Origin of the sequence: Paratractidigestivibacter sp. (assembly GCF_052362415.1) — a bacterium.
In the GTDB taxonomy this organism is placed as follows: Bacteria; Actinomycetota; Coriobacteriia; order Coriobacteriales; family Atopobiaceae; genus Paratractidigestivibacter.
This window is the reverse complement of record NZ_DAWEMK010000057.1, coordinates 9,540-10,414: the sequence shown is the minus strand read 5'-3', so window position 1 is coordinate 10,414 and position 875 is coordinate 9,540. Positions and strand designations below refer to the sequence as shown.

1 pseudogene is annotated in these 875 nt (G+C 65.3%); it reads left to right on the top strand.

Features of this window, described 5'->3' with window-relative positions:
* Positions 1 to 860 (top strand): annotated as a pseudogene (locus ACT84W_RS06800) (glutamine synthetase type III); the annotation flags it as partial.
* Positions 861 to 875: the final 15 nt, after the last annotated feature.

Here is an 875-nt window from a genome sequence, read left to right as displayed (position 1 = left end):
ACGGCAAGACCCGCATGGACCTGGGCGTCCCGATGCTGCCCGACGTGCTCCAGGACAACACGGACCGCAACCGCACCTCTCCCTTCGCCTTCACCGGCAACAAGTTCGAGTTCCGCATGTGCGGCTCGCAGCAGAACCTCTCGGACCCGAACGTCGTGCTGAACACCGCCGTGGCCGAGGAGTGCGACGAGTTCGCGAGCCTCATGGAGGGCAAGGAGGGCGACGAGTTCACCGCCGCCGCGCTCGACTGGGTCAAGAAGACCCTCAAGGCCCACCACCGCATCATCTTCGAGGGCAACGGCTACTCCGAGGACTGGGAGAAGGAGGCCGAGCGCCGCGGCCTGCCCAACTTCAAGACCACGCCCGACGCCCTGCCGCAGATGATCAAGCCCGAGAACATCGAGTTCTTCTCCAAGTATGGCGTCCTCAACGAGGCCGAGGTCCACGCGCGCTACGTCTCGAAGGCCGAGCAGTATGCCAAGCTGCTCAACATCGAGGCCAACACCATGGTCGACATGGCCAAGCGCATGTACCTGCCCGCGATCTCGGAGTACAGCAGCAGCATCGCCGGCAGCGTGGCCACCAAGGCCGAGCTCGGCATCGAGGCTCGCGCCGAGCGCGAGCTCGTCAGCGAGCTCACCGGCGGCATCGACGCCATCTACGATGCCGTGGCCGACCTGGAGTCCAAGAACTCCGACGCCCGCGACATCGAGGACCCGCAGGAGGAGTGCGACGCCTACCGCGACTCCGTCATCCCCGCGATGGACATCCTGCGCGCCGCCGTGGACGAGATGGAGACCATCGTCGCCGACGACTATTGGCCCGTTCCGAGCTACAACTCCATGCTCTTCTGGGTGTAGCGCACAAGCACAGAG